Annotated in this window: 17 protein-coding genes and 1 CRISPR repeat array; of the genes, 11 read left to right on the top strand and 6 right to left on the bottom strand. The window is 51.2% G+C overall.

The genetic code is table 11. The annotated features are described in order from the left end of the window. Window positions 1–35: 35 nt before the first annotated feature. The 5 genes from N8M53_RS13630 to N8M53_RS13610 all read right to left on the bottom strand — a co-directional run bounded on the left by N8M53_RS13630 (window position 36) and on the right by N8M53_RS13610 (window position 7,172). The gene (locus N8M53_RS13630) at window positions 36–743 is read right to left on the bottom strand and encodes a substrate-binding periplasmic protein (protein ID WP_269580407.1); all 708 of its coding nucleotides are present in this window, start codon (window positions 741–743) and stop codon (window positions 36–38) included. A 280-nt stretch (window positions 744–1,023) separates the two neighbouring features. Then, entirely contained in the window at window positions 1,024–3,888 is a 2,865-nt protein-coding gene (gcvP, locus tag N8M53_RS13625; protein ID WP_269580406.1) for an aminomethyl-transferring glycine dehydrogenase, read from the bottom strand. Between the two features lie 15 nt (window positions 3,889–3,903). Next, window positions 3,904–4,281, bottom strand: a complete 378-nt coding sequence (gene gcvH, locus N8M53_RS13620) for a glycine cleavage system protein GcvH (RefSeq protein WP_269580405.1) — start codon at window positions 4,279–4,281, stop codon at window positions 3,904–3,906. A 165-nt stretch (window positions 4,282–4,446) separates the two neighbouring features. Beyond that, window positions 4,447–5,745, bottom strand: coding sequence for a serine hydroxymethyltransferase (locus N8M53_RS13615; protein ID WP_269580404.1), 1,299 nt, complete (start codon window positions 5,743–5,745; stop codon window positions 4,447–4,449). 26 nt (window positions 5,746–5,771) lie between these two features. Beyond that, the gene (locus N8M53_RS13610) at window positions 5,772–7,172 is read right to left on the bottom strand and encodes an L-serine ammonia-lyase (protein ID WP_269580403.1); all 1,401 of its coding nucleotides are present in this window, start codon (window positions 7,170–7,172) and stop codon (window positions 5,772–5,774) included. Between the two features lie 584 nt (window positions 7,173–7,756). Here N8M53_RS13610 and N8M53_RS13605 point away from each other — a divergent pair. From N8M53_RS13605 to cas2e, 10 genes are all read left to right on the top strand, one after another. Beyond that, the gene (locus N8M53_RS13605; RefSeq protein ID WP_269580527.1) at window positions 7,757–8,359 is read left to right on the top strand and encodes a helix-turn-helix domain-containing protein; all 603 of its coding nucleotides are present in this window, start codon (window positions 7,757–7,759) and stop codon (window positions 8,357–8,359) included. 64 nt (window positions 8,360–8,423) lie between these two features. After that, on the top strand, window positions 8,424–9,539 hold the full coding sequence (gene gcvT, locus N8M53_RS13600; protein ID WP_269580402.1) for a glycine cleavage system aminomethyltransferase GcvT: 1,116 nt from the start codon (window positions 8,424–8,426) through the stop codon (window positions 9,537–9,539). 199 nt (window positions 9,540–9,738) lie between these two features. Further along, a complete protein-coding gene (cas3, locus tag N8M53_RS13595; protein ID WP_269580401.1) occupies window positions 9,739–12,468 on the top strand; it encodes a CRISPR-associated helicase Cas3' in 2,730 nt (909 codons plus the stop codon). After that, a complete protein-coding gene (casA, locus tag N8M53_RS13590) occupies window positions 12,465–14,060 on the top strand; it encodes a type I-E CRISPR-associated protein Cse1/CasA (protein ID WP_269580400.1) in 1,596 nt (531 codons plus the stop codon). Before cas3 ends, casA begins: the two co-directional genes overlap by 4 nt. Then, on the top strand, window positions 14,060–14,617 hold the full coding sequence (gene casB, locus N8M53_RS13585) for a type I-E CRISPR-associated protein Cse2/CasB (protein WP_269580399.1): 558 nt from the start codon (window positions 14,060–14,062) through the stop codon (window positions 14,615–14,617). The genes casA and casB overlap by 1 nt, the downstream gene beginning before the upstream one ends. Before the next feature lie 14 nt (window positions 14,618–14,631). After that, window positions 14,632–15,666, top strand: coding sequence for a type I-E CRISPR-associated protein Cas7/Cse4/CasC (gene cas7e, locus N8M53_RS13580; protein ID WP_269580398.1), 1,035 nt, complete (start codon window positions 14,632–14,634; stop codon window positions 15,664–15,666). A gap of 12 nt (window positions 15,667–15,678) precedes the next feature. Beyond that, the gene (cas5e, locus tag N8M53_RS13575; protein WP_269580397.1) at window positions 15,679–16,428 is read left to right on the top strand and encodes a type I-E CRISPR-associated protein Cas5/CasD; all 750 of its coding nucleotides are present in this window, start codon (window positions 15,679–15,681) and stop codon (window positions 16,426–16,428) included. Next, the gene (gene cas6e, locus N8M53_RS13570; RefSeq protein ID WP_332301574.1) at window positions 16,412–17,083 is read left to right on the top strand and encodes a type I-E CRISPR-associated protein Cas6/Cse3/CasE; all 672 of its coding nucleotides are present in this window, start codon (window positions 16,412–16,414) and stop codon (window positions 17,081–17,083) included. The genes cas5e and cas6e overlap by 17 nt, the downstream gene beginning before the upstream one ends. A gap of 27 nt (window positions 17,084–17,110) precedes the next feature. After that, a complete protein-coding gene (gene cas1e / locus N8M53_RS13565) occupies window positions 17,111–18,031 on the top strand; it encodes a type I-E CRISPR-associated endonuclease Cas1e (protein ID WP_269580396.1) in 921 nt (306 codons plus the stop codon). Between the two features lie 3 nt (window positions 18,032–18,034). Next, entirely contained in the window at window positions 18,035–18,331 is a 297-nt protein-coding gene (cas2e, locus tag N8M53_RS13560; RefSeq protein WP_269580395.1) for a type I-E CRISPR-associated endoribonuclease Cas2e, read from the top strand. Between the two features lie 78 nt (window positions 18,332–18,409). Beyond that, window positions 18,410–22,651: direct repeats of the CRISPR family, unit length 29 nt; unit sequence GTGTTCCCCGTGCCCACGGGGATGAACCG. 199 nt (window positions 22,652–22,850) lie between these two features. On the opposite strand, the gene N8M53_RS13555 is transcribed toward cas2e, so the two are convergent. Continuing rightward, window positions 22,851–23,198, bottom strand: a complete 348-nt coding sequence (locus N8M53_RS13555) for a carboxymuconolactone decarboxylase family protein (RefSeq protein WP_269580394.1) — start codon at window positions 23,196–23,198, stop codon at window positions 22,851–22,853. Between the two features lie 240 nt (window positions 23,199–23,438). Here N8M53_RS13555 and N8M53_RS13550 point away from each other — a divergent pair, with 240 nt between their 5' ends. Continuing rightward, window positions 23,439–25,394, top strand: coding sequence for a methyl-accepting chemotaxis protein (locus N8M53_RS13550; RefSeq protein ID WP_269580393.1), 1,956 nt, complete (start codon window positions 23,439–23,441; stop codon window positions 25,392–25,394). The last annotated feature ends 79 nt before the right edge of the window (window positions 25,395–25,473 follow it).

The following is a 25,473-nucleotide window of genomic DNA, read 5'->3' as shown; positions in this document are numbered from 1 at the left end:
GTCGCTTTTAAAACCTTCTGCGGGAATGTCAGCGGTTAATCATTAAAAAAGTCATCAATGATCGCTTGATACTCTCCGGTGGCTTTCATGTCTGCTAACGCGTGATCAAATTGGTCGCGCAGAGCTGATAGCCCTTGCACTTTAGAAAAGGCAATGTAACTGGGGGTGTCTTCAATAGGATGGGGGTTGATTTCAACAATCCCCTTCATATTTAGCTGACTAATCAGTGCGCGTGCACCAAAATGGTTGCTGAGCCACAAACGGGCTCGGCCGCTCTCTAACATCCGAAGGCACTGTGGTGCGCGAGTCAGGCGGAAAACCTGAGCGAATTGATTTTGCGCCAAGGCAGCATCCATTCGGCTGCCGTAACTGACTTGATTGATCACGCAGACCGAGTAAGCGCCAAAATTGAATGACTGAATAGCATTTTCAGAGACACTGACATCGGGGCGATGAACAAAGCGGATCCCTTGCCGGAATAAAACCTGCTGAGAGTAATCGAGAAAGGCTTCGCGCTCCGACGTTTTGAAAATGGTGAATATACCATCCGCTAAGCCGGTTCGGACTTGGTAGAGTGCTCGCGCCCATGGCAGCACTTCAATCTCGACGTCATAGCCCAGCTTGGCGAAGGTTCGACTGACCATCCGCACCGCCACACCATCCAGTGCGCCATCCGAGGTTTGAATGTAGGGCGGGTATTCCAACGTGACTAAGCGCACGGTTGACGTAGCAGCATGAACCACTCCTGTCACTCCCAACAGCAGTACTACCAACAGCACGCGTACAACAGGGCGTCGATATAAACTCAGCAAAGCTTACTCTCAGTGAAATGGTGCATTGCGTTAAGTTTAGCCAGCAAGTGGTAAGGCGTGAGAAAATTTCGCTGGGGGAGTGTTGCGAAGCGCGGCATTGTTTGAGGCTGTCACTACAGGCTGTTGAACCGCAACGGTGGACACATGGAGCAATAAAAAGGCGAACCGAGCGGCTCGCCTTTAACATCATTGTTTCCGTTAACGGAATGGATTACTCATCCATATAACTTTCAATGCTAGGGCAAGAGCAAATCAGGTTACGGTCACCGTAGACGTTATCGACACGGTTGACCGATGGCCAGTATTTGCTTGCCTTGTTATGGGCAGATGGGAAGCAAGCCAGCTCACGTGAATAGGCGTGAGACCACTCGTCAGCCATCAGATCCGCTTGGGTGTGGGGTGCATTGACCAATGGGTTGTCTTCCAGCGTCCACTCACCGTCTTGCACCTTGGCAATTTCCTCGCGGATAGCAATCATGGCATCACAAAAGCGATCTAACTCTTCTTGGCTTTCACTTTCGGTCGGTTCAACCATCAGCGTACCCGCGACCGGGAACGACATGGTCGGTGCATGGAAGCCATAATCCATCAAGCGTTTGGCGATGTCTTCTTCGCTGATGCCGGATGCCTCTTTGAGCGGACGAATGTCGATAATACATTCGTGCGCAATGCGTCCGTTTTTGCCGCGATACAGCACGGAGTAGTAGGGACGCAAACGCTCCATCACATAGTTGGCACTGAGAATTGCCAACTCGGTCGCGCGCGTCAGGCCTTGTTCACCCATCATGGCGATGTACGCCCATGAAATAGGAAGAATCGAGGCGCTACCCATTGGTGCAGCCGAGACGGCAAATTCGTCGCCTTGCTCGACATGACCGGGAAGGAAAGGCGCAAGGTGCGATTTCACGCCAATCGGCCCCATGCCCGGGCCGCCACCACCGTGGGGAATACAGAAGGTTTTATGCAGGTTGAGATGCGAGACGTCTGAGCCAATGTAGCCCGGCGTGGTCAGCCCCACTTGCGCATTCATGTTGGCGCCATCCAAGTAAACTTGGCCACCTGCTTCGTGCACCAGCTCGCACACTTGCTGCACGGTTTCTTCGTACACACCATGTGTCGATGGGTAGGTGATCATAATGCATGAGAGCGCATCGCGGTGTTTATCGATCTTGGCTTTCAGATCATCAATGTCGATGTTGCCGTCGTCATCACAGCCAACTACCACCACTTTCATTGAGACCATGGCCGCGGAGGCAGGATTGGTGCCGTGCGCGGAGCTTGGGATCAAGCACACGTTGCGGTGACTGTCACCACGGCTTTCATGGTAGCGCTGAATCGCGATCAAGCCCGCATACTCCCCTTGTGCGCCTGAGTTGGGCTGCATGGAGATCTCGTCGTAGCCGGTGATTTCACACAGCATGTCACGCAGTGATTTGCCCAGTGTTTGATAGCCTTTGGCTTGCTCCAATGGCACAAACGGGTGCAGGGCGCCAAATTCTGGCCAGGTGACGGGGATCATCTCGGCCGCGGCGTTTAGCTTCATGGTACAGCTGCCCAGCGGGATCATACCGTGGGTGAGAGAGAAGTCTTTGTTTTCCAACGCCTTCATATAGCGCATCAGCTTGGTTTCACTGTGATAGCGGTTAAAGACGGGGTGCGTCAGGTATGCACTGCTGCGGCGGCATGCGGCAGGGATCGCGGCAAATTCATCGGCTTCAATGTCGCTCGCTACGGTATCTGCATTGCCTTGACCGGTAAGCGCGGTAAGCAATTGATTGACTTCTGCCAGCGTGCTCGCTTCATCAAAGCTCACGCCGAGTTGGCCATCCAGTTTACGCAGATTAAAGCCGGCATCTTGCGCTTGTTGATACAAGGCATCGGTTTGCTCGCCCGTATTAAGCGTCACGGTATCAAAGAAGCTGTCGTGGGCAAGGTTCAAGCCCGCCGCTTGTACCGATTTGGCGAACAACGCGGTGAGATGATGCACACGGCGGGCAATTTTCTTCAAGCCTTCTGGGCCGTGATACACCGCGTAAAAAGCGGCCATGTTGGCCAGCAACGCTTGGGCGGTACAGATATTGGAGGTCGCTTTTTCACGGCGAATATGCTGCTCGCGCGTTTGCATCGCCATGCGCAGGGCTTGGTTGCCTTTGCTATCGACCGATACGCCAATCACACGGCCTGGCATGGTGCGCTTGAGCTTGTCACGCGTGGCCATAAAGGCGGCGTGTGGGCCACCGTAACCCATTGGCACACCAAAGCGTTGTGCTGAGCCAATCACCACATCCGCGCCCATTTCACCCGGCGCTTTAAGTAAGGTGAGTGAAAGCAGATCGGTGGCGACCGCAACCAGTGTCTTCTTGCTTTGTGCGTCTGCAATAAGTGCGCTGAGATCGCGTACTTCACCGGTGGTGCCAGGATACTGGAGCAGGGCGCCAAATACGTCGTACTGATTCAGCGTGTCGGTGTCATCAACAATGATGTCATAGCCGAGGAAGTTGGCGCGCGTTTTAATCACATCCAAGGTTTGTGGGTGCACATCGCTGGCAACAAAAAAGGCGTTGCCTTTGTGCTTGCCGCCACGCTTACACAGGGTCATGGCTTCCGCGGCTGCGGTGGCTTCGTCGAGCAGCGATGCGTTGGCCAAATCCATCCCTGTCAAGTCCATCACCATTTGCTGGAAGTTCAGCAACGATTCTAATCGGCCTTGCGAGATTTCCGGCTGATAAGGGGTATAAGCCGTGTACCAACCCGGGTTTTCTAGCACATTGCGCAAAATAGGCGGTGGAGTATGCGTGTGGTAGTAGCCTTGGCCGATCAGGCTGCGCTTAATGGTATTCTGCGCGGCAATATCACTAAGCTCGGCCAGCATCTGGGTTTCGCTTTTGGGGGCGCTGAGGTTAAGGGGCTGTGGTAACCGGATGTCAGCAGGGACAGTTTCTTCAATCACGTGCTCCAAGCTAGTGGCGTTGATCGCCGCTAGCATCGCATTTTGCTGATTGGTATCAGGGCCATTGTGGCGCGCGATAAAATCATTATCGGCCACCAGGCTATCGAGTAAACGAGTCTGCGTCATGGTATTCGTCCTGAATTAGTCGTCGATTGTGGCGGTATAGGCGTCCGCGTCCATCAGATGATCCAAGTTGGTGTCGTCTGCCAGCTTAATCTTGGCAATCCAGCCACCTTCAAAAGGTTCTTCGTTGACCAGTTCTGGGCTATCTTCCAGATCTTCATTAATGGCGATGACTTCACCATCTACGGGGGCATAAATATCCGACGCGGCTTTCACCGACTCCACCAATGAAAAGCCTTCACCTTTTTCAGTACTGTCGCCCACCTCAGGCAGATCGACAAACACGACATCGCCAAGCAGGCCTTGGGCATGATCGGTGATCCCCATAGTGACAGTGCCATCGCCGTTGTCTTTGACCCACTCATGGCTTTCAGAAAACTTTAGTGTCGCGTCCATTTGTTACTCTCCTGCTTTAATACGAGCTGCTCAATCGTTGAGCGATTTACAATGTAAATTGAGACGGCGTTTGGGTGATTACACCGCCTCCTGTGTCTTACTTGCGCTGATTGCAATCGTGATAGAAGATGCCGCGGTTATTCCGCGAGTGACTCCAGACCCTTATCACTGGCGATATAGCGGAAAACGGGCACAAAGCTGCTGCACTTCTTTACGTACGCGTGCCTCAACCTCGGCGTTGCCCTCTGGTGCCTCGACTAAGGCATCGAGCACGTCCCCAATCCATTGACCAACTTGGCGGAATTCCTCGGTACCAAAACCGCGGCTGGTACCAGCGGGGGTGCCGAGGCGAATGCCGGAGGTGACCATTGGTTTTTCGGTATCAAAGGGGATGCCATTCTTGTTACAGGTGATCCCAGCACGCTCGAGTGCCTGCTCAGTTTGGTTGCCCTTTAAGCCTTTGGGGCGTAAATCAACCAACATCAAGTGGGTGTCGGTGCCACCGGTGACGATATCGCAGCCACGTGTTTGTAGTACTTCGGCCAGGACTTTGGCGTTAGCAACCACTTGATCAATATACAATTTAAACTCAGGCTCTAGCGCCTCACCAAATGCGACGGCTTTGGCCGCAATCACGTGCATCAATGGACCGCCTTGCAGGCCGGGGAACACCGCTGAATTGATTTTTTTGTTAATGTCTTCGTGATTGGTCAGGATCATGCCGCCGCGCGGGCCACGCAGCGTTTTGTGGGTAGTGGTAGTGACCACATGCGCATGCGGTAATGGCGAGGGATGGGCGCCAGTGGCAACCAAGCCAGCGATATGCGCCATATCAACCATCAGGTACGCGCCTACTTCATCTGCAATCGCGCGGAAACGGGCGAAATCGATATGGCGAGGGATCGCGCTGCCGCCAGCGATGATCATCTTAGGTTGATGCTCTCGAGCGAGAACCGCGACTTCATCGTAATCAATTTCTAAGTTGTCTTGACTCACGCCATACTGCACGGCGTTAAACCATTTACCGGATAGTGCAGGGCGCGCGCCGTGAGTGAGGTGGCCGCCGGCATCGAGCGACATACCTAAAATGGTGTCGCCAGGTTGTAGCAGCGCCAGCATCACCGCGCCGTTGGCCTGGGCGCCAGAGTGCGGCTGCACATTGACATACTCGCAGCTAAACAGCTGTTTTGCGCGGGCCTGGGCGATGGCTTCGACTTCATCGACGTGTTCGCAGCCGCCATAGTAACGGCGTCCTGGGTAGCCTTCGGCATATTTATTGGTTAAGCAGGTGCCTTGCGCTTGCATGACTGCTTGCGAGACGATGTTTTCTGAGGCGATGAGCTCAATCTGCTGCTGTTGACGCTTGTGCTCGGCCTGCACGGCCGACATTACGGCACCATCGGATTCCGATAAGTTGGTGGAGAAAAACTGCTCCAATTCTACATTTGGGTAGCTCGGTTTCATTGCGCTTTCCTTATTGGCGATGGTGGCTAACAGGCCACGACGTTAATCGGGATCACATTGGTGGCGAGACCACCTTGTGAGGTTTCTTTGTATTTGCTCATCATGTCTAGCCCTGTCTCGTGCATGGTTTTTATCACGCTATCGAGTGAGACATGGTGTTCGCCGTCGCCACCCATTGCCAATCGGGTAGCGTTAATGGCTTTTACGGCGCCCATGGTATTGCGTTCTATACAGGGAACTTGCACCAGGCCATCAATCGGGTCGCAAGTAAGGCCTAGGTTATGCTCCATCCCGATTTCTGCCGCGTTTTCAATTTGTTGATTGCTTGCGCCCATTGCCGCAGCTAACCCTGCCGCTGCCATGGAGCACGCCACGCCAATTTCTCCCTGACAACCGACTTCTGCTGCCGAAATAGAAGCATTGGTCTTGTACAAAGAGCCGATAGCCGCGGACGTGGCCATAAAGGTACGGATCCCGTCTGGGTTATTGGGCGACACAAATTTGTCGTAATACGCAAGCACGGCAGGGATCACGCCTGCCGCACCATTGGTTGGAGCGGTGACCACTCGGCCACCGGCGGCATTCTCTTCATTGACCGCCATGGCAAACAGGTTGACCCAATCATTGGTGTCTGTCGGTAACCCATGAGCTTGTTTATCGTGAATCGCTTCGAACATGCCTTTAGCTCGGCGCTTGATGTTCAACCCCCCTGGCAGTACGCCGCCTTGTTTAATCCCGCGATCAATACACTCACGCATCACTTGCCAGATTTGATCAAGTCCCTGATTAACTGTGTCACGCGTGGCGCCACTATCGTGATATTGCGCGCGTGCCACTTCGTTAGTAAACATCAGCTCACTGATGGTCATGCCCGTTTTTGTACATTGCTCAAGTAACTCCGCCGCACTTTCAAATGGATGCGGCGGCGTGAAATCAGTCGCCAGCGCATCGGTTTCGCCTTCTTCCACCACAAAGCCACCACCCACCGAGAAATAGGTTTTGCGAGCAAGACACTCTCCTGCTTTGTTAAAGGCACTTACCGTCATGCCGTTGGGGTGCTCGGGTAGTACCTTTTCATAGTGAAAGGCAATATCTGCCCCCCAGCTAAAACGAATATAGTGGCGCCCTGCAAAAGGAAGCTCGCCACCATTTTTGACCATTTTGGTCATGGTATCGATTTCATCTGACTCGATGGTGGCAGGCATTTCGCCCATTAACCCCATCACACAGGCCACGTCAGTTGCATGGCCTTTACCGGTTAACGCCAGCGAGCCATATAGGTCGACTCTGACGTTATCGATATCGGTTATGGACAGTGTTTGCACCGCATAGTGAGTAAAGCGTGCGCAGGCGACCATCGGGCCGACAGTGTGCGAGCTAGATGGCCCGACGCCTATCTTAAACAGGTCAAACATGCTGTGACTCATGGCCTGTCTCCTAAATCAGTAAGGTACGTTGTTGTCATTATTTATGTTGTCCTGACATCGACGATGCCGACATTGCTTCACGTTGCATTCAACAGGTCCGCGATGATTCCACGCTTACTGTTGATTTAAACATTTTGTTAACGTACCTAAGCGTTCACTTTTCCGCAAAATAAATTTCCAATAAGAAACCTATGTTGTGATCATGGAGACAAAACCTTGCTTTGTTGTCCACAAACCAAGCAACGCAAACGTTTGCCTTTTTATCTTAAACTAGGGTAAATTGCAAATAGGCGACAGTAAAAACACCACTCTTAGTCCGTGGGCTTCACCGTATACATTTCATTTTTTTGTTTTTAATACATTGTTTTTAAGTTTTTTTATAGATTGCGAGTGTTGCGCTCACTCAGCATCGGATATCGTGTTCCGCTGCCAATTCGCTTGCGAGGTCACGTTTATGGTATTGCTATTTTCCGATAGGAAACTTTTTTGTTAAAAGTGTTAAAGCGTCAAATACAGTGGGACAAACCGATAGAGGTAAAAAGCTGGTGACAACAGACCAATCAACACAGGATGTGTACCCGTCGATGCAGGTTGAACGATCGTTGCGTGAGGGAGAAGCGCGTGAACCTATTGCGCCATTGCGCTTAGGCCCGCGCTTAAAAGCGGTACGGGTCGGGTTAGGGCTGACACTTGAAGAGGCCAGCCAGCGCACAGGCTTGGCGCGTTCAACCTTGTCCAAAATTGAGAATGAGCAGATATCTCCCACTTTTCAAGCGATGCAAAAACTTGCGCATGGGCTGGACATTGATATCCCGCAATTGTTTGCCCCACCCAAAAAGCGGCAGGCAACGGGAAGGCGAGACGTGACGTTTGCCGGACAGGGTAAAGCGCATCCCACTGGCACGTACGAGCATGAATTGTTGGCAACACAGCTAAGCAATAAAAAGATGATGCCGTTTAAGTCACGGGTCAGGGCGCGTGCTTTTGAGGATTATAGCGACTGGATTCGACACGACGGTGAAGAGTTTTTATTGGTGCTTGAAGGCAGCATCCAATTTTTTTCTGAGTTTTATGAAGCGATCACGCTCAATGAGGGTGACAGCGTATATTACGACGCCACCATGGGACACATGTTAGCTTCCGTCAGTGATGACGATGCACTGATCTTATGGGTAACGGCGTCTTAACCAACCACATAAACGCATTGCTTAACGTGGGCAAGATGCCCGCAGGCACAATATGGAGAGAATAATGGCAGAGTTACTAACGACCCCGTTACACAGCCTGCACCTTGATATGGGGGCAAAAATGGTTCCTTTCGCTGGCTATGACATGCCAGTTCAGTATCCGCTGGGTGTGCGCAAAGAGCACCTTCATTGCCGTGAGCATGCCGGGTTGTTTGATGTTTCTCATATGGGGCAAATCCGTCTTCACGGTGCGGATGCGGCCAAAGCATTGGAAGCGCTTGTTCCAGTCGATGTGTTGGATCTCCCCCAAGGAAAACAGCGCTATGCCGTGTTCACCAATGAGCAGGGCGGCATTTTGGATGATCTGATGATTGCCAACCTCGGCGATCACCTTTTTCTGGTGGTCAACGCGGCATGCAAAGCACAAGACATTCAGCACCTGCGCGATAACTTGAAAGGGAATGTCTCCGTCGAGGTGCTTGAGGATCGCGCCTTACTGGCACTTCAAGGCCCGAAGGCGGCGCAAGTGCTGGCGACATTCAACCCGAAGGTTAATGACATGGTGTTCATGGACATTCAACCTGTTGAGATCAATGGCATTGAGTGTGTAGTGAGTCGTTCCGGTTACACTGGCGAAGACGGGTTTGAAATATCTGTACCGGCTGAACATGCAGCATCACTCGCCAAAGCACTGTTAGCTCACGACGAGGTAGAATGGATAGGGCTCGGCGCGCGTGACTCACTGCGCCTTGAGTGTGGCCTTTGCCTGTATGGGCACGATCTGGACACCACCACGACGCCAGTTGAAGCAACCTTGATTTGGGCCATTAGTAAAGTGCGTCGTGCTGATGGTGAGCGTGCGGGTGGCTTTCCCGGTGAGGCGATAATCCTCGATCAAATCGCCACCAAAGCGGTCAGCCGCAAGCGCATTGGCCTTGTGGGCCAAAGCAAAGCCCCTGTGCGTGAAGGCAGCAAGTTGTTTGATGCCAACGATAATGAAATCGGCGTGGTCACCAGCGGCACCTTTGGCCCCACCAAGGGCATGCCCGTGGCAATGGGTTATCTCCCCCCTGAGTTTATTGCCCCCGGTACCGAGGTCTACGCGGAAGTACGTGGCAAAAAACTGCCCATGACAGTCGAAAAAATGCCCTTTGTACCGCAGCGGTATTATCGCGGCTAAATGCTTTTTACTTATATAGATGGCACAGATTACCTATTGATAATGATGAATAGGTATTCGATGTGCCATCTTCATTTTTCATGAGACTTTACTGCGGCTGTTTCGATTCGTTCCTAACTCACATAACTCATATGGCTAAATTGCTGGCTGGATATGCCTATGTTAGCGTTCTAAAAAGCATAGGACTTGGGTATGGGTTGTGGATAACGAAAAGCCTTATTTTTCCTATTGGGGAAAGGCCAGTGCTGACATAGGAAGCGGGGATACTTATCACCAGCTGGCCTATCACTGTTTGGACGTAGCGGCCGTTAGCTATCGCCTCCTTCATAAAGAGCGGCCGCTCACGAAAGCCATTGCGGAATTTCTCGAACTCTCTCCGGAACAGCTACGAACCCTATGGTGTTTCATGATATCGCTTCATGACTTAGGCAAGTATGCGTCCGCATTTCAGGAACTGAACCTCAGTGTTTCCGATGCCCTATTAAACCCTCGAAGTAAAAAAGAATATGACGGGCGAGAATACCGACATGACAGGCTAGGGTATTATTTCTGGCAGCAGCATGAGACTGAGATAGTTCAAGCTATTTGTGGTCAATCGCTCGGTTCAATGGATGATGAAACAGCTGTCTATGAAACAGTTGACGTGCTGGCGCAATGTGTATTGGGACATCACGGTCAGCCAGTCAATCGGCAAATGCCGAGGCGGATGAGATCATTCACGGAAGCGCGCAATCATGATGCGGTGACAGCATTTATTGCTGATGTAGGTGAGTTATTTCAGCCGCAAATCAAAATTGAAATACTGTCTTCTTCTGATTGGCGAGCGCGACTTGAACAAGTGAGCTGGCAACTAGCAGGGCTGGCCGTACTGGCGGACTGGATGGGTTCAGATACTCACTTTTTCCCCTACGTCTCTCAGCCTCAACCGCTTGAGCAGTATTGGCATTGTGCGCTGGCGTGTGCCGAACAAGCATTAAGCCATACCGACTTATCTCGCACACCGACAGTGACACCTTTTAGTGCCTTTTCCGATATCTTCCCTTTTTCCCCAACACCTTTGCAGGCCTGGGCGGCGTCGGTAGAAATCAACGACCAACCTCAGCTGTTTATCTTAGAAGATATGACAGGGGCAGGAAAGACTGAAGCCGCGCTCACACTCACACATCGACTCATGGCCGCAGGCGCGGCCGATGGTTTTTATTTTGGCTTGCCGACAATGGCGACATCCAATGCCATGTTTGATCGAGTAGCCGATCACTATACGCAAATGGTGAAACTTGGTGAGGGAGAACAAGCCAGTATTACGCTGGCACACGGTGCCCGTGATATGAATGACCGATTTCGAGAAATGGTGCACACAACAGGTACGGTAGATAGCAACTATCACCAGCGTGATGCAACCGTGACGGCACAATGTAATGCTTGGCTTGCGGATTCGCGTAAAAAAGCGTTATTAGCACCTGTTGGCGTGGGCACCATTGATCAAGCGTTGCTCGCTGTATTACCTCGGCGGCATCAATCTTTGCGTTTACTAGGGTTGAATCGAAAGGTCCTAATTTTTGACGAAATCCACGCAGCGGATGAATATATGCTCGCCTTGTTGGAAAGCTTATTATCATTGCATCTGCATCAGGGCGGCTCGGTTATATTGTTAACGGCTACCTTATCTCAGCAACAACGGCAACGCTTATGCCAAGTGTGGCAGCAAGCCGCCGGTTTAGCCCCTGTGATGCCGAGTCAGGATCACTTCCCTTTAGCTACCCAAGTGGCGATTGATAAAGCTCCAGCACTGAAAGAAACCGCTATTCCTCGGCAGGCTAAACAAAAACGTGCGATCGCAGTAGATATGCTCACTCAGTTTGATGACTGTTTAGAAACGGTGTTGACGGCGGTTTCTAAAGGGCAATGCGTGGTTTGGATAAGAAATACCGTGGATGATGCACACGAAGCGTATGAAAAGTTACTGAGTCGGCTTGATCATCCCGAACGGAGCCATTTATTTCATAGCCGATTTATCTTAGCCGATCGAAAAAATATTGAGAAAACCGTTCTCGACAATTTTGGTAAAAGCAGTTCGCAATCAGAGCGTCAAGGTCGTGTATTAGTTGCGACTCAAGTTTTTCAAGAGAGCTTAGATGCTGACGCTGATGTAATGATATCCGATATTTGCCCGATTGATGACTTGATTCAACGCGCGGGACGTTTACACCGTCATACAAGAAACAAACAAGGTGCCTATATTGCGCAAGGTGACGACGAACGCGACCCTCCCGTTCTCTATATTCATGCCCCCTCTTGGGAAGACAAGCCGAAAGCCGATTGGCTAAGTCGTCACTTTCAACCCACGCAATTTGTTTATCGCTCACCTGGACGACTTTGGTTGGGGCTTAGAAAACTACGCCAATTAGGCAAAATCTGTATGCCAATGCATGCACGCGAGTTGGTTGAAGCCGTTTACAGTGATGAAGCACTGGCACAAATTCCAACCGCGCTTCAACCTATGGAAGACGAATATTTGGGAAAAACATACAGTATCGGCGCGAAAGCACAGTCGCAATGTATTGATTGGCAATATGGTTATTGTGATCGCAGTGCAGACTATTGGTTTGATGATGAAACAGATATTAGTACCCGCTATAACGACATAGAAACCGTGGACGTGTTGCTGGTTAACGAACAAGCAGGTGAGCTAGTGCCAATAGCAAAAGACAATCGATTTGCAGTGGCGCTTAGCACGGTCAAGCTGTCAAAAAGAAAGTACGCCGAACAACTTGCGCCTTTGCCCGAGCGGCTTGAGCCTGCATTGACAAAGTTGATCGAGCAACACCCTCATGTGAAATATATGGAAATCTGGTTGCCCGAAAACGATTCTCGTTTTGCTTATAGCGAGGAAAAAGGATTTTACGAGTGGCCACAGGAGGCGACATGAATTTAATTCAAGACCCATGGTTGGAGTATATCCATCGTAATGGCGACATTAAGAAACGGCCGATTACTGCGATATGTGATCCCGACGTCGTAGATTTTTCACTACCAAGAGCAGATTTTTATGGCGCAGCGTATCAGTTTGCTATTGGCTTATTACAAACCGCGTTTGCGCCAAAAGATTTGTCACAATGGCACCATTACTTTAAAACGCCACCGGCCGATGCTGTTTTGGAAGAAGCGGTTGACCAGGTCAGTCACGCCTTTAATGTGGTTGGAGAGGGTCCCTTATTTATGCAGGATTTTGACTCCCTCGAGGATGCGCCATCCACCACGGTCTCAGGGCTATTGATAGAAGCGCCTGGCGCCAACGGCATAAAGAACAATACCGATCATTTTATCAAGCGGGGTATTGGTCAAGTGTTGTCTCTCGAAATGGCAGCGTTGGCTTTGTTTACTATGCAAATCAATGCGCCTGCTGGTGGATCTGGACATCGTGTCGGTTTGCGTGGTGGCGGGCCGTTAACAACGTTAGTGATGCCAGTAACAAGCGAGGCCAGCCTGTGGGAAAAGCTTTGGCTTAATATCATTAATAAAGATTTTTGGCGGTATCCATCGCCTAATTTTACAGATGGTTCCGTTTTCCCGTGGCTTGCTCCTACGCAGACAAGTGAGAAAAAGGGCAGTGAAGTTTATGCCAATGCGGTTCATCCATTACATGTTTATTGGGCGATGCCAAGACGTATCCGCCTAGAAGTCGAATATCATGACGCAGAGTGTCAATTACTCGGTCAACAGGTTGAGCAGGTTGTTAACCATTACCGGACGCAAAATTACGGGGCGAATTATGATGGAGAATGGTCTCATCCTTTAACGCCATATCGGTTTAACCCGAAAAAGCCCGAAGAGCCCCCTTTTTCGGTTAAAGCACAACCTGGCGGTATCACCTATAAAATTTGGGATACGCTAACGTTAAGTAGCGACGCCCAAGGTTATAGATGTGCAACCGTGATTTCTCACTATTACGCTCTAAGTCAAAGGCACGGAAAGTTATTAGGTTACCGTCCACACCTCAAAGCTTTCGGTTATGACATGGATAATATGAAGGCGAGAGGGTGGTACAACAGTGAATTGCCTTTATTTGCCTTTAGTGAAGAGCAGCAAGAGGATGTGCTAACAGCAGTAAACACACTGCAAGATTTATCGGTCAAAAGTCTTAAGCAGCTCCGCGACCAAATTAAAAATGCGTGGTTTGATCGTCCAAAGGATGCGAAAGGCGATACATCTTTTATCGATCTCGCGTTCTGGCAGAAGACGGAGTCTGCTTTTTTTACTGCCGTGTCTCAGTTGATTGAAAATATAGAGCAAGAAGACGAGAGCTTAACCCCGGAACAAGCAAAAAAATGGCTCAACACATTACGCGCTGTATGTTTCGACTTATTTGATGGTTATGCCATGACTGAGCTGGGTAATGCGAGAAATATGGCGAGACGGATTAAAGCGAGACAGACTCTGAGCTGGTGGCTATTTAACAGTAAAGATATAAAAGCATTTATTCGTGAACATGATATTGCGATTGATAAGGAGATCGCCTAATGGATAGTGCACTACAACATAGTGTTTTACGCTGGTGGCAAAGTATGTACTTATCACCGAATGAATTATACAAAAAAGGTATCACGCCAGCTCCAAACGCACAAAAAGCACAGCTAAAACGCTGTCGAGATCTTGACGCCGTTATGCTGACGCCAGGGTTTCGTGCCTTATGGCAAAGTTTGCCTGCTCTCATAACGGAGCATGCTACATCAAGTGACATGGAATGCTGGGCAGCCATTGCTGGTGCGCTAGTACATGTGAAGCATGATAGCGCACACAATCTGGCGACGGCGGCGGGGAGCAAAGCACAAAGTGATAAATCGAGAGTGAGTGAGCTGCGCTTTGCACAACTGCAAGATACCAAGACACCGGATGAATTTCTGCGCCGTTTAAGAAGGATCCTGCATCAGCTTGATCACAGTGTTTTGGTCAAATCTTTGGCGAAGGATATCTATCAATGGTTTGAGGAACACAGCCAATTTTATCCTCGCCAAGCAGATAAACGCATCACTGTTCAATGGGCAATGGACTATTACCGCGCAGCGGGCACTAAATAGAAAAAGGAAAGAGAATGAGCCAATTTATTCAACTACACCTACTGACTTCTTATGCGCCTTCTAATCTAAACCGTGACGATTTAGGCCGGCCCAAAACCGCAAAAATGGGCGGATTTGAGCGCTTACGTGTGAGTTCGCAAAGTTTAAAACGCCATTGGCGGACATCGGAAGTTTTTGAAACGGCGTTGGCAGGTAAAATTGGGGTTCGGACCAAACGTTTCGGCCGACAGTTATACAGTGAGCTTGTCGAACAAGGTGTTACCGAAAAATCCGCCAAAGTATGGGCGGCAGAGATAGCAGGTGTTTTTGGCCAAATCAAGAAAGATCAATTAGATATCGAGCAGCTTGTTCATATTAGCCCAGAAGAGCAAGATGCAGCACGCTCTTTGATCGCGATATTAGCAGAAGAAAATCGTGCGCCAAAAAAAGAAGAACTGGACTTATTAAAGGCAGATCATGCAGCAGCCGACATCGCCTTATTTGGCCGTATGTTAGCCTCTTCGCCATCGTTTAATGTGGAGGCCGCCTGCCAAGTTGCGCATGCATTGAGTGTTCATAGCGTGGTTGTGGAAGATGATTATTTTACCGCTGTGGATGATTTGAACAACAAAGAGGAAGATGCGGGCTCTGCTCACCTTGGTGAAGCGGGTTTCGCGGCCGCTTTATTCTATTCCTATATCTGCATCAACAAAACGCAGCTGATTAACAACTTGCAGGGCAATGAGGCACTTGCCGATAGCGCGATCAAAGCTCTGACGGAAGCGGCGGTTAAAGTAGCACCTTCAGGTAAACAAAATAGCTTTGCTTCACGTGCTTACGCGAGTTTTGTTTTAGCCGAGAAAGGCGAACACCAACCAAGACAATTGTCGGTAGCGTTTCTGAAACCCATTAACGATCCCGATCAAGGTCAAGCGGCCGTAGCGGCGATCAAAGATCAAGTGCAAAAATTCGACCAAGTGTATGGTGAGTGTGCAGATAGCCGATATGCATTAAATGTATTTGAGGGTAGCGGCTCGTTTGATGAACTACTTAACTTCGTTACAGAATAAGTGGGAGGCAAGATGCGAGATTATCTTGTTTTTCGACTATATGGACCGCTAGCCAGTTGGGGTGAGCCAGCCGTTGGTGGCGACAGACCCACCAGCGCGTATCCGTCGCGTTCAGCCGTACTCGGATTACTTGGGGCGGCACTTGGCATAAAACGGGATGATGAGACGCAGCTTTTAAGCTTGCAACAAAGCGTATGTATCGGCATCAAGCAGTGTGTACCGGGTTCGCTTTTGCGTGACTACCATACCGCGCAGGTGCCGAGTCACGATAAAAAGCGCATACATCGCACGCGCCAAAGTGAATTAAAGACGGGAAAGAAACTACAAACTGTGCTCTCAAAACGTGATTATCGTTGTGATGGCTTGTGGGTAGTTGCAGTGTGGCTCTCTCCCTCGGCTACGATGTCATTAAACGAGCTAAAAAAGGCGTTATTAAAGCCTGTGTATCCCCTTTCTTTGGGGAGAAAAGCATGTCCACCGGCCTTACCACTACAACCTACCCTGGTGGCCAATGCTGATTTAAAGTCAGCATTAGATATGGAGTTTCCAGCGATAACAGCATCGAATAAAAGCGATGCACTCTGGCTGGGGGCGACACCTTATGCGACTTACTTTTGGGAAGGCGATGTGGGAGAAATTGATGATGAGCGCGTATTAACCACCCACCCTTGGGATGAGCCTATCAATCGCGGTCGTTGGCAATTTAAACAACGCGTTATGCATCAATTGACGGTAGAGGAGGCCAATGATGTACCTGTCTAAAGTCCGGCTACTGTCATCTGCACAAGCAGTTAAACTGATCTCAAAATTTGGCCACAATGGTGCATACAGTACGCACCAAATCATTTGGCAACTCTTTCGTCATGCGAGTGAACGACCGTTTATATATCGAGAGGAGCAAGAACAGGCCACGGGACGGCCATTGTTTTATGTTCTTTCAACTATTCCACCACAAGATGAAACTGGTGTGTTTGATCTCCAAACCAAGCTATTTTCGCCCCAGTTATACAATGGCCAGCGACTTCACTTTCAGCTAAAGGTAAACCCGACGATTTGTGTGACAGATGCAAAAGGAAAGCGACAGCGGCACGATGTCCTTATGCATGCTAAAAAGCAGGCGGGGGAAGTGAGTGCTATCGAACTGCAGGAAACTATGGATCAGGCCGCGCAACAATGGCTTTGTGATGAAAATCGATTGTCGCAGTGGGGTATAACATTCGATAACGTGCCAACGATTGAGGGATATACCCAACATCAAAGTTGGAAAAAGAGTGGCGCGCATGTGCAGTTTTCGAGTGTGAATGCTCGCGGTACTTTAACGCTCCAAGACAGCGAACGCTTTTTGGAACAATACGCAAAAGGTTTTGGGCGCGCCAAAGCTATGGGTTGTGGGTTAATGCTGATTCGGCCTGCATAGATATCGGCCAATAAATATGGAGGCACCATGGGGTTCATTCCGTTGAAACCTATCCCGATAAAAGACAGGCGTTCGATGGTTTTTGTCGGGATGGGGCGCATTGATGTGCGTGATGGTGCCTTTGTTGTGATTGATGAGGTGAATGGTGAACGAATGCATATCCCAGTGGGCTCAGTGGTATGCATTATGTTGGAGCCGGGTACGCGCATCAGTCATGCTGCGGTTAAACTCGCGGCAACAACGGGTACATTATTGATTTGGGTCGGTGAAGCAGGGGTGAGACTGTATTCTGTGGGGCAACCTGGCGGTGCGCGGTCTGATCGTCTTTTATACCAAGCGCAGCTTGCGCTTGACCCTGATTTACGTCTAAAAGTCGTGCGTAAAATGTTTGAGCGACGATTTGGTGAGCCGGCGCCTCAAAGACGTAGTGTTGAACAATTACGTGGAATTGAAGGGGCTCGAGTACGCAACAGCTACAAAATATTGGCCAAGCAATACGGCGTTGAATGGCATGGCCGCAACTATGATCCAAATGACTGGGATAAAGGCGATGTGACCAATCAATGTATTAGTGCGGCGACCAGTTGCCTTTATGGCGTGACTGAAGCGGCTATTTTAGCAGCTGGTTACGCGCCGGCGATTGGATTTATCCACTCGGGTAAACCACTTTCGTTTGTTTATGATATTGCAGACATTGTTAAATTTGACACGGTCATACCACTCGCCTTCAAAGTTGCCGCCTCTTCACCCGCAGCACCTGATAGACAAGTACGTCTTGCTTGTCGTGAACTCTTTAGAACCAGCAAGTTATTGAAAAATATTATTCCGATGATCGAAGAGGTATTAGCGGCAGGTGATATTGCACCGCCTGAACCGCCTCATGACGCCCAACCACCAGCTATACCTGAGCCAAAATCAATCGGTGATAGCGGACATAGGAGCGGCTAAATAATGACTATGCTTGTTGTCGTCACCGAAGCCGTACCGCCAAGATTACGTGGCAGACTTGCTGTCTGGTTGCTCGAAGTGCGCGCCGGTGTCTATGTGGGCGATGTAACACGTCGCGTGCGGGAAATGATTTGGGAGCAGGTAACAGAACTTGCTGACTCCGGCAACGTGGTGATGTGTTGGGCGATGAACAATGAATCAGGTTTTGACTTTCAAACTTATGGTGAAAACCGTCGGGAGCCTGTCGATTTAGATGGTTTAAGGTTGGTGGTATTCAAGCCGAGTGATGAGGATAAATAAGCCCAGTTTGCTCTTTAAAAAGTTGGTAGAAAAATGCAGGTCGATTTTTGTTATATAAAACAGTAATATCCGTTTAGAGTGTTCCCCGTGCCCACGGGGATGAACCGCAGACAGACTTTCGTTAGTGCGGATAAACTTCGTGTTCCCCGTGCCCACGGGGATGAACCGACCGGACTTTGACGCTAACCTGAGTGCTGTGGGTGTTCCCCGTGCCCACGGGGATGAACCGCCGACCCTCGTACTCCACCTCGGGCACAACGAGTGTTCCCCGTGCCCACGGGGATGAACCGAGGTAGAACGTGACTATTCATGCGCTGTAGAAGTGTTCCCCGTGCCCACGGGGATGAACCGCCACTTGTCGTGATAGGATAGCATTTCTTTTAGTGTTCCCCGTGCCCACGGGGATGAACCGATTTTACTGTTAACAGTCCCGTAGATTTAACCGTGTTCCCCGTGCCCACGGGGATGAACCGCCCGAGCGACAGATAGTGGACTTTCGGAAGATGTGTTCCCCGTGCCCACGGGGATGAACCGCTGACCAGCGTTTTGTCGTAGTTAATCTCGTTGTGTTCCCCGTGCCCACGGGGATGAACCGAGAGAGATTATGGACTTATTTTCACCGACTCAGTGTTCCCCGTGCCCACGGGGATGAACCGTCACCGAGTCAGCACTAGAAAAGCCGACGCAAGTGTTCCCCGTGCCCACGGGGATGAACCGCATCAATTGCGCGACATTACCGTTTATTATATGTGTTCCCCGTGCCCACGGGGATGAACCGTTCTCTGGTAATACCGTCAGAATTGCTGATACGTGTTCCCCGTGCCCACGGGGATGAACCGGAGTGACAACCGATGCCAATTAAACGACTACTGTGTTCCCCGTGCCCACGGGGATGAACCGTACCGTCGCGTGATCCATGAGACCAAGGCGCAGTGTTCCCCGTGCCCACGGGGATGAACCGGTTCGTCAGGGGCTGTAGTGAGTCAGGATTTGGTGTTCCCCGTGCCCACGGGGATGAACCGTCGTAGTTTAGCGTAATGACTTCTGTGGAGAGGTGTTCCCCGTGCCCACGGGGATGAACCGTTGGATTCCCCAACTCATCATCTCCTTGATTTGTGTTCCCCGTGCCCACGGGGATGAACCGTTTGTCATTAACTTCTCTTGATACCGCTTCTGGTGTTCCCCGTGCCCACGGGGATGAACCGCCTTGCAGCAACGTGTCGCAGCCAACACAACAGTGTTCCCCGTGCCCACGGGGATGAACCGCTAAACGCAAAGCGGCATTTGCGCGTGAAAAAGTGTTCCCCGTGCCCACGGGGATGAACCGTATTACGACGTTCGTTCCTTGAGTGAACGTACGTGTTCCCCGTGCCCACGGGGATGAACCGCCAGTTGTAACGCCCAGGCGCTTTGATAGCGGGTGTTCCCCGTGCCCACGGGGATGAACCGTGTGTCAACAGCTTGTTGATGGGTTCCATAAAGTGTTCCCCGTGCCCACGGGGATGAACCGATAGCACGTGTGTCTTTTGGGATATCGACACAGTGTTCCCCGTGCCCACGGGGATGAACCGCTTCATGATCACCGCTGGTGATATACTTCCCGGTGTTCCCCGTGCCCACGGGGATGAACCGTCACCTGTTCACCAGTCGCGCCAGATTATGGGGTGTTCCCCGTGCCCACGGGGATGAACCGCCATACCGCCTTCCGCAAAACCTGGTACGGGTGTGTTCCCCGTGCCCACGGGGATGAACCGACGACAAAGCCATGTTTCACGACGCCCGTAAAGTGTTCCCCGTGCCCACGGGGATGAACCGCAGCTTGGTATTGTGTTCGGCTGGGGGCAGATGTGTTCCCCGTGCCCACGGGGATGAACCGGTCGTGACGTGCATTGGGTGGCTGAGCAAGTGCGTGTTCCCCGTGCCCACGGGGATGAACCGCACGCCGCCATTACTAACAGGAGTGATATTTTGTGTTCCCCGTGCCCACGGGGATGAACCGTCCGGCGAGTAGTCTCGATGCCCTTTTACGTCGTGTTCCCCGTGCCCACGGGGATGAACCGCGGTAATGATAATGTCTCTATGGCTGCTTACGGTGTTCCCCGTGCCCACGGGGATGAACCGAGAGTGACGAAGACATGACATCACGTAAAGAAGTGTTCCCCGTGCCCACGGGGATGAACCGTTAGCCGCACCAGCGTTTAGGTCGGTGAAAAAGTGTTCCCCGTGCCCACGGGGATGAACCGTGTTTGCACATCACCTTGATGCGGTGAACTTCGTGTTCCCCGTGCCCACGGGGATGAACCGCCGTTTAGCCAGCGATAAATGATGTTTGTATCGTGTTCCCCGTGCCCACGGGGATGAACCGACAATGAAAACGTTGGCAGGCGCGTATAATGAGTGTTCCCCGTGCCCACGGGGATGAACCGCTCTGATCCTGTAATATGTGGGTTATCCTCAAGTGTTCCCCGTGCCCACGGGGATGAACCGACCGATATAGTGCCGTGTAGTCCGGCTCCTAGGTGTTCCCCGTGCCCACGGGGATGAACCGCACGCCGTCGTTGACATTATACGTAAAATTGAGTGTTCCCCGTGCCCACGGGGATGAACCGCGAATAATGGCTGTTTTGATGCTGATGGTGCGCGTGTTCCCCGTGCCCACGGGGATGAACCGGCGCATTAAAAAATCTTTGCGCACGGGTTTGTGTGTTCCCCGTGCCCACGGGGATGAACCGCCACCATACATGGCCATAGATTCCACCACTTTGTGTTCCCCGTGCCCACGGGGATGAACCGCCCTAGACGGTGATGACGTTGACGCATACATGGTGTTCCCCGTGCCCACGGGGATGAACCGGCGGTTTTGTTTGCTGGGGACCACAACCATCAGTGTTCCCCGTGCCCACGGGGATGAACCGGCGGATGAACTATCCAATTGTTCTAGTGGCGCGTGTTCCCCGTGCCCACGGGGATGAACCGCCGTGACATGACGTCTTCTTTGATGTCACTACCGTGTTCCCCGTGCCCACGGGGATGAACCGTTCGTAAGGGCACAAGTTGACATTCGAAAAAGGTGTTCCCCGTGCCCACGGGGATGAACCGGCGAACGCGTTTACAAAAACGAATCCGCACAGGTGTTCCCCGTGCCCACGGGGATGAACCGCCGATTAAGGGAAAATACATGGAACCATTAAAGTGTTCCCCGTGCCCACGGGGATGAACCGTTCGCCTGTACGCAGTTTCAATAACTTGTTATGTGTTCCCCGTGCCCACGGGGATGAACCGTCACCACCAAATCTTCCCCCACCATGTAGTTTGTGTTCCCCGTGCCCACGGGGATGAACCGCAGTGCAAGCCCCCGCCACGTACTGCCTTGGCGTGTTCCCCGTGCCCACGGGGATGAACCGGACGTTGGCAATACATCTATGTTTGTTCAAAAGTGTTCCCCGTGCCCACGGGGATGAACCGGCATCCGCCACGGTGAGTTGGTAACGCTGCCCGTGTTCCCCGTGCCCACGGGGATGAACCAGACTAACATTGCTAATCGCGATATATTGCGGCGTGTTCCCCGTGCCCACGGGGATGAACCGTTAAAAGACGGTACAAAACGGCGGCCTGTTTTGTGTTCCCCGTGCCCACGGGGATGAACCGTGATGACCGGTGGTCGTCTTAAAAGTGACTTCGTGTTCCCCGTGCCCACGGGGATGAACCGGCTTAGCCATTATCAACCGTCTTAGAGATAAAGTGTTCCCCGTGCCCACGGGGATGAACCGGTGGCACTGTCATGCTCGGTAAGCTGATCCAGGTGTTCCCCGTGCCCACGGGGATGAACCGGTTTCGTTCTGATGGGGACAAAGACTGGTTTGAGTGTTCCCCGTGCCCACGGGGATGAACCGTTTGCGAACGTTTACGATCCAAACAAAAACAAGTGTTCCCCGTGCCCACGGGGATGAACCGCACGCGGAAATGATAAAGGCAAAAGCGGATAAGTGTTCCCCGTGCCCACGGGGATGAACCGAGAATACCGAGACAGACGACTTTGAACTGAATGTGTTCCCCGTGCCCACGGGGATGAACCGGAATAGCATTTTTTGTTAACGGGCCAATGGTTGTGTTCCCCGTGCCCACGGGGATGAACCGTTCCATTCGGGTATCTTGGTGACGAACTAATAGTGTTCCCCGTGCCCACGGGGATGAACCGTGAGCGCGTTGAATTTCTTGTTACGCTTTTTGGTGTTCCCCGTGCCCACGGGGATGAACCGCATGCATAAATATTGATGGTTTCATAATCACTGTGTTCCCCGTGCCCACGGGGATGAACCGAAACTGCGCTTTAACATCGGTGATCTAAAAATGTGCTCCCCGAGCCTACAGGAGGTGGGATTCGAGAGAGTGTCGAACATGTTACGAGTAGATGTTTGGCAGCATATCGATACACTATTTGCGTTAGCAGTAACAAGGGTTCTCGATACGGCTGAGACCGTCTCATCTCAGCCCGATATTGTTGCCGAGCGCTAATAAGCTATGCCTCACTCAGTTGCTCGACGGCCTCCAGTGCTTGAGAGCCGTAAATCAATGACGGACCACCGCCCATTAATACGGCGACATTGATGGCCTCTACGCACTCTTGCTTGGTGGCGCCGTGTTTGAGAGCGGCCGCGACGTGCGCACCAATACAGCCATCACAGCGCGCGGCAATGCCAATCCCTAATGCAATCAACTCCTTGGTTTTTACATCGAGATCGCCCTCTGCCATCGCTGCCCGGTGAAGCTGTCCGAATGCGGATAAGGTATCACTGCTGTGTGCTTTAAATTGTTTATTGAGCGCCAGTTGTTGCTGATTGATTTCCTGATAGTTTTTCTTCGTCATAAGGCCTTCCTATTAATTTAGATTTATCTAATTTAAAGGGTTTTTTGCCATCATGCAATCCGTGTCTGCCGAGTCGTTGCTTTTGTCTAAAAAGGCCAGCAGTACGAGTCTGCCTTTTAGTAAAAATGGGGACAAATGCATTATTTATTAGATTGTCACTAATAGTTGATCTAGTTTAAAACAACACATTCAACCTTTTTACCTACATGCTCCTATGTGCTGTCACTGACGGAGGTCAGTATGAGTATAAAAAAACGATTACTCGTTGTAGTCCTGACAGGCGTTATCCTGCCCACCCTCATTATCGCTATTGTGTCACTCTATCAGTTTCGAACGAGTACATTGCAAAGCTATGAGCAGAGCTCATACAAAGAAATGCAGCACATAGGCAATGCGTTTAAATTCTACTTAGAAGGACTGGCGGCAAACGCCAAGATGCTGGGTAACAGCGACGCGCTTAAACGCTTAGATAGCTCAGTCACCAAGTATATGGGCGCAACCCAAACCATGACCTCCAAGCAAAATAGCCCCACTGAGGCACGGGCATATGGGTTGCTTGAGGCGATGGGAGAATCGCGAGAAGATTTTGCGTATGTGTTTCTTGGTTTAAGCGACGGTGGTTACATTCAATGGCCGCAAGGCGATTTGGGTGACTATGACCCGAGGCCACGTCCTTGGTACCAGACGGGGCAGGGGAGTGGCAACACCCCTGTCAGGGTACCTGCCTATCAAGACGTGAATACCGGGGCTCCCCTCCTTGATTATGTGATGGAGTTTCAAGCCCAAGATGGCCTGAGTGGCGTGATTGGTGTCGACGTCACCCTAGAGGCGCTGACAAACATGCTGGGCGACGTTACCCTCGGTGAGTCGGGTTACATTGTGTTGGTGGAAGACACGGGCACAGTGCTTGCGGATCCTAACAATCCGGATAACAACTTTGAGCCTGCGCGGAGTGTCGAAAGTGTTTATAGCGGCGGCAACTTTAGCGAGTCACTTACCGCCGCGTCCTTTGATGGTGAAGACTATTTCGTGAACCAATACAAAGCACCGGAGAGTGGCTGGCGTTTGATTGGGATTGTGCCGCAGCAAGAGGTTCTCGGCCAAGTGACGCAGTTGCAGACGGTGATCCTGTCCATCAGTCTGATCCTTGTTATCGTCTTTGGTGTGCTTGGCTACTTTATGATTCAACGTATATCGGCATCTATCATTGCGGTCAGTGATGGGCTGAGTGATGCGGCAAGCGGTGATGGTGATTTGACCAAGCGTTTACCGGTTCGCAGCCAGGATGAGCTGGGTAAAACGGCCGGTGCGTTTAATCAGTTCGTGGATGTGATTCAAGAGCTGATTATTGGTATTAAGGACAGATCCACCAAGCTGTCGTCTCATGCCGATCACACCACCCAATTTGCGGAGCAGTTAGACGGTGCCAGTAACCAGCAGCGCTCAGGGCTAGAGCAAATCGCCACTGCGTTCCACCAAATGGTGGCCACCGCCAACGAAGTCTCTCAAAACTGTAATCAAACGGCGGATTCCGCCCAGCAGTGTCAGTCGGAAGTCGATCGTGGTATGGCCTTGATGAACAATACCCGTGCGGCCGTACAGGAAATGGCGACCACGCTCAACGAAGCGGATAGCGCGATGGCGGAGCTCACCAAAGAAAACGACAATATCACCGCCATGCTGGATACCATTCGAGGTATTGCCGAGCAAACCAATTTGCTTGCGCTTAATGCGGCGATTGAATCAGCGCGTGCGGGGGAGCATGGGCGAGGTTTTGCGGTTGTCGCTGACGAAGTGCGTGTTCTGTCACAAAAAACCACCAAATCAACGGAAGAGATTGATGAGCTGCTACAAGCCTTAACGCAACGCACCAACCAGCTCTCTGAAAAGCTGCAAGGCAGTGTTGAGCATTCACAGACCACCACGGAGGCGACGGAAGAGGCCTTGAGCGTCTTTGATACCATTCAAAGCTTGGTGGGACAAATTCACGATATGGCGGCACAAATTGCCACAGCCACTGAGGAGCAGCACTCTGTTTCTGAAGATATCAATCAGAATGTGACCGGTGTGCTAGAAGGCGCTAACAGCGCAGCGTCCACGGCAGAGCAAACGAATGCCACGGCGGCAGAGCTACGTATGGTGGCCTCAGAGCTCTCAGAGTTGGTGAATCGCTTTAAAACGGAAAAGGATCGTTAATCGTAGCGGTTGACAACCGAGTGACGACATAAAGCGGCGAGTCAAATGCTCGCCGTTTTTTATATACGTGGTTTGGCCG

The sequence above is a fragment of the Salinivibrio kushneri genome (assembly GCF_027286325.1).
Lineage (GTDB): Bacteria > Pseudomonadota > Gammaproteobacteria > Enterobacterales > Vibrionaceae > Salinivibrio > Salinivibrio kushneri_A.
Note: the sequence above shows the minus strand (reverse complement) of the source record. Positions and strands in the feature narration are given on the sequence as shown.

Excerpts from the sequence above, each read along its gene's own strand:
- cas7e (WP_269580398.1), top strand. The coding sequence starts at position 14,632 with ATGAGCCAATTTATTCAACTACACCTACTGACTTCTTATGCGCCTTCT.
- N8M53_RS13550 (WP_269580393.1), top strand. The coding sequence starts at position 23,439 with ATGAGTATAAAAAAACGATTACTCGTTGTAGTCCTGACAGGCGTTATC.
- N8M53_RS13605 (WP_269580527.1), top strand. The coding sequence starts at position 7,757 with ATGCAGGTTGAACGATCGTTGCGTGAGGGAGAAGCGCGTGAACCTATT.
- N8M53_RS13610 (WP_269580403.1), bottom strand. The coding sequence starts at position 7,172 with ATGAGTCACAGCATGTTTGACCTGTTTAAGATAGGCGTCGGGCCATCT.
- gcvP (WP_269580406.1), bottom strand. The coding sequence starts at position 3,888 with ATGACGCAGACTCGTTTACTCGATAGCCTGGTGGCCGATAATGATTTT.
- gcvT (WP_269580402.1), top strand. The coding sequence starts at position 8,424 with ATGGCAGAGTTACTAACGACCCCGTTACACAGCCTGCACCTTGATATG.
- cas5e (WP_269580397.1), top strand. The coding sequence starts at position 15,679 with ATGCGAGATTATCTTGTTTTTCGACTATATGGACCGCTAGCCAGTTGG.
- cas1e (WP_269580396.1), top strand. The coding sequence starts at position 17,111 with ATGGGGTTCATTCCGTTGAAACCTATCCCGATAAAAGACAGGCGTTCG.
- cas2e (WP_269580395.1), top strand. The coding sequence starts at position 18,035 with ATGACTATGCTTGTTGTCGTCACCGAAGCCGTACCGCCAAGATTACGT.
- N8M53_RS13615 (WP_269580404.1), bottom strand. The coding sequence starts at position 5,745 with ATGAAACCGAGCTACCCAAATGTAGAATTGGAGCAGTTTTTCTCCACC.
- cas6e (WP_332301574.1), top strand. The coding sequence starts at position 16,412 with ATGATGTACCTGTCTAAAGTCCGGCTACTGTCATCTGCACAAGCAGTT.
- casB (WP_269580399.1), top strand. The coding sequence starts at position 14,060 with ATGGATAGTGCACTACAACATAGTGTTTTACGCTGGTGGCAAAGTATG.
- gcvH (WP_269580405.1), bottom strand. The coding sequence starts at position 4,281 with ATGGACGCGACACTAAAGTTTTCTGAAAGCCATGAGTGGGTCAAAGAC.
- casA (WP_269580400.1), top strand. The coding sequence starts at position 12,465 with ATGAATTTAATTCAAGACCCATGGTTGGAGTATATCCATCGTAATGGC.
- N8M53_RS13555 (WP_269580394.1), bottom strand. The coding sequence starts at position 23,198 with ATGACGAAGAAAAACTATCAGGAAATCAATCAGCAACAACTGGCGCTC.